This window comes from Streptomyces sp. NPDC054863, from assembly GCF_053610825.1.
Map to the genome: position 1 here is coordinate 1 of NZ_JBSGZD010000460.1, position 3,911 is coordinate 3,911.

The window sequence follows — 3,911 nt, forward strand, 5'->3', positions numbered from 1 at the left end:
CTCGTAGACCTTGTCGAAGCCGATGGTGTGCAGCATCCGCGGCAGCTGCGGGTTGAGGTGGCGGGCGTGCAGCCCGTACCGCTCGCCGCCCCGCTCGGCGAGCAGCGCCCGCAGGTCGAAGCCCTCGGTCATGGCCGGCCCCTCAGCTCCCCGAGACGGTCTCGCGGACCGCCCGCAGCGACTCCTTGAGCGAGCCCATGGTGGCGAGGACGGCCGTGGGCTCGTACCCGCAGTGCGCCATGCAGTTCGCGCACCTCGGGTCCTTGCCGCGCCCGTACTTCTCCCAGTCGGTCTCCTCGATGAGCTGCCGGTACGTCGGTACGTATCCGTCGCTCATCAGGTAGCAGGGCCGCTGCCAGCCGAACAGGGAGTAGTTCGGGATCGCCCACGCGGTGCACGGGAAGTCGACCTTGCCCTCCAGGAAGTCCAGGAAGAGCGGCGAGTGGTTCAGCCGCCACTTCCTCCGGTTCCCCCCGGCGAACGACTTCTTGAAGAGCTCCCTGGTCTGCTCGACGCCCAGGAAGTGCTCCTGGTCGGGGGCCTTCTCGTAGGCGTAAGCGGGCGAGATCATCATCTCGTCCACCTTCAGGTCGTCATTGAGGTAGTTGAGCACCTCGATGATGTTCTGCGGGGTGTCGGTGTTGAAGAAGGTCGAGTTGGTGGTGACCCGGAAGCCGCGCCTCTTGGCCTCCTTGATGGCCTCCACCGCCTCGTCGAAGACGCCTTCCTTGGCGACCGACTCGTCGTGCCGCTCGCGCAGTCCGTCGATGTGCACGGTGAACGCGAAGTACGGCGACGGCGTGAACTTGTCGAGCTTCTTGCGCAACAGCATCGCGTTGGTGCAGAGGAAGACGTACTTCCTCCTCGCCACCAACTGCCGCACGATCTCGTCGATCTGAGGGTGCATCAGCGGTTCGCCACCGGCGATGGAGACCATCGGGGCGCCCGATTCGAGCACCGCCCCCACGGCCTGCGCCACCGGCATGCGCTGTTTCAGCACCCCGGCAGGATGCTGGATCTTCCCGCAGCCCTCGCAGGCGAGGTTGCAGGCGAAGAGCGGTTCCAGCTCGACGATCAGCGGGAACTTCTCACGCTTGCGGAGCTTCTGTTCGAAGAGATACGTCCCGACCCTGATGGTCTGGCGGAGCGGCATTACCATCTGGCTCACCTCCTGGGGAGCAGCAAAGAACGGTGCCATTCATAGAACGCCGGCAGTACTTGACGGAGAACGCGGAAAGCCGATATTCCTCCGCCGAGCGTGCCGAGTCGAACGAGTTCGTGCCCGGGTGCGTCCACGACCACCCGGACGGCGGCCACCGGCCGCGGCCCGGCCCGCAGTGCGCCCGCGAGGGTGGCGGCGGACTCCATGTCCACGCCGATCGCCCCGGTGGCCCGCAGCGCGGCCCGTTCGGCCGAGCCGCGTACGACGTGGTCGCTGCCGGCCAGCGGCCCGGTGTGGACCACCCGCTCCGGCAGCGCTCTGGCCACCGCGTCGGCCAGCAGCTCCACGTCCGTACAGGCGGTGGAGCCGCGGCCGTCGCGGGTCTCGGTGGCGACGATCACGTCACCGGGGTGCATGCCGGCCGTGAGCCCGGCGCAGAACCCGGACGCCATGACGGCGGCGTCCCGGGCCGGGCCCTCTTCGCCGAGCGTGCGGGCGACCGCGTAGTCGGCCGCTTCGGGACCCATCCCCGTACGGAGTACGAGGACGGGTCCCGCGGCGCCGCTGCGGTCGCCGCCGCGCAGGGCGAGGCGTTCGATGCCGAGCGCGCAGGCGATCAGCAGCGGCTTGGTACTGCCGGGTCCAGCTGAACCCGGGGTTCGGGTCAATTCGGCCCCCTCGGCGGGCGTTGCGGGTGGTCGGTCAGGGCCTGGAGGTGAGGAGCAGGGGCTCCCCGTTGACGTACCGGCCGAGCGCGGTGAGCGGGAACACCTGCCGGTACAGGTGGTAGTTGATGGAGAAGTCCCAGGGGAATCCGGTGCCGGTGAAGTACGGCTCGTCCCAGGAACCGTCCGGCAGCTGGGTCTCGGCGAGCCAGGCGACGCCCCGCTCGGTGGCCTTGGAGCCGCTCTCCCCCGCCGCGATCAGCGCGAGGAGCGCCCAGGCCGTCTGCGAGGCGGTGGACGCCCCCTGTCCGGCCCGGTCGGTCTCCTGGTAGGAGCGCAGGTCCTCGCCCCAGCCGCCGTCGTCGTTCTGCACGGACTCCAGCCAGGTCACCGCGCGCCGGATCGCGGGGTGCGAAGCGGGCAGTCCGGCAGCGGTGAGGGCGGGCACCACCGACCCCGTCCCGTAGACGTAGTTGACGCCCCAGCGGCCGAACCAGGCGCCGTTGGGCTCCTGTTCGGCGAGCAGCCAGGTGATGCCGCGCCGGGTGCGCGGGTGGTGGGCCTTGCCCTCGACGGCCAGCATCTCCACGACGTGTGCGGTGACGTCCGCGGACGGCGGGTCGATGACCTCGCCGAAGTCGCAGAACGGCAGCCGGTTGGGGAAGGCGCTGGTGTTGTCGGTGTCGAAGGCGCCCCAGGCGCCGTTCTTGGACTGCATCCCGAGGTTCCAGCGCACGCCGCGTGCGACGGCTCCTTCTGTCCGCTCCCGGTCCGGCAGGGCGACCCGGCGCAGCGCGAGGATCACTTCGGCGGTGGAGTCCATGTCGGGGTAGTTGTTGTTCTGGAACTCGAACGACCAGCCGCCCGGCGGCAGTTCGGGCCTGCGGACCGCCCAGTCACCGGGTCGTACCATCTCCTCGTCGAGCAGCCAGTCGGCGGCCTTGAGGAGCGCCGGGTCGTCGGCGGGGACGCCCGCGTCGGCAAGCGCGATGGTGGCGAGGCAGGTGTCCCAGACCGGGGACTGACAGGCCTCGATCATCCGGGCCCCGTCGTCGCGCCAGACCGCGAACCGGTCCAGGGACTCCAACCCGGCCCGCATCACCGGGTGTTCGAGGTCGTAACCGAGAAGATGGAGTGCGATCAGCGAATACACGGCGGGCGGCTGGATGCCGCCCCAGCAGCCGTCGTTCTCCTGCCGCTCGATGATCCACCGGGCGGCGGACTTCATCGCCGTACGCCGCAAGGGCAGGGGGGCGAACCGGTGATAGACGTGCAGCGCCTTGTCGAGGCGCTGGAAGACGCCGTCCCAACTGGTGGGCGGGGCCAGGCGCTTGGGCGGATTCGGCCGGTTCGGATCAGTGTGCAGCTCGTCGAGTGCGAACGGTGCGGGGCGGACCGGCCGTTTCGCCGAGACCACCGTCAACGGCACGATGGTCTGCCGCGCCCAGCACCCGAAGTCGTAGATATTGAGAGGGACCCACTTGGGAAGAAAAATCAACTCGGGCGGCAGTTCGGGGAGGTCGTCCCACTTCCACCAGCCGAAGAGCGCCAGCCAGATCCGGGTAAAGACCCGGCTCGCGGCGATCCCGCCGCGGGCGCGCACCCAGGCCGCGGCCCGGGTCATGTGCGGATCGTCGGGGAGGTCCCCGGCCAGCCGCAGGGCGACGTACGCCTCGATGGTGGCGGAGAGGTCACCGGGCCCGCCGTAGAAAGTGGCCCAGGTGCCGTCCTCGCGCTGCTCGCCGCGGATGAAGAGCGCGGCGGCCGAGACGGTCTTCTCGTCCTGGATGCCGAGGAACTGACGGAGCAGCAGGTCTTCGGCGTCCATGGTCACATTGGTTTCCAGGTCGCCCTTCCACCAGCCCTGGGCGTTCTGCCGGGCGAGCAGATGGGCCACTGCCCGGTCCGTGGCCCGCCGCGCGGCGTCGAGGACGTCGGGTGCGGCGGTGGAGCTTGCATCGGTCTGGTTGGCCGCAGCAGTCCCGGGGTCCACGGTCCCGGAACTTCCGTCGGTCGTCGCTGTCATGGTTTCCCCTTCGTGCAGTTGGACTATCTGCTGTGCTGGGGTTTCCGTCGCCCGGCGC

The 3,911-nt window shown here is 69.7% G+C and carries 3 protein-coding genes; all 3 read right to left on the reverse strand.

Annotated elements, in window-relative coordinates:
- Positions 1-142 precede the first annotated feature (142 nt).
- From hpnH to shc, 3 genes are read right to left on the reverse strand one after another with little or no spacing between them, the layout of a single operon-like run.
- The gene (gene hpnH, locus ACWGIG_RS37550) at positions 143-1,159 is read right to left on the reverse strand and encodes an adenosyl-hopene transferase HpnH (protein ID WP_453326210.1); all 1,017 of its coding nucleotides are present in this window, start codon (positions 1,157-1,159) and stop codon (positions 143-145) included.
- 5 nt (positions 1,160-1,164) lie between these two features.
- Positions 1,165-1,830 carry a phosphorylase family protein gene (locus tag ACWGIG_RS37555; protein WP_453326208.1) on the reverse strand — a complete coding sequence of 222 codons (666 nt, stop codon included), beginning with the start codon at positions 1,828-1,830 and terminating at the stop codon, positions 1,165-1,167.
- 34 nt (positions 1,831-1,864) lie between these two features.
- Positions 1,865-3,853: a squalene--hopene cyclase gene (shc, locus tag ACWGIG_RS37560; RefSeq protein WP_453326209.1), complete on the reverse strand. Its 1,989-nt coding sequence runs from the start codon at positions 3,851-3,853 to the stop codon at positions 1,865-1,867.
- Positions 3,854-3,911 lie beyond the last annotated feature (58 nt).

Bases quoted from the DNA above. Each gene is read 5' to 3' on its own strand.
- shc (WP_453326209.1), bottom strand. From the start codon at position 3,853: ATGACAGCGACGACCGACGGAAGTTCCGGGACCGTGGACCCCGGGACT.
- hpnH (WP_453326210.1), bottom strand. From the start codon at position 1,159: ATGGTAATGCCGCTCCGCCAGACCATCAGGGTCGGGACGTATCTCTTC.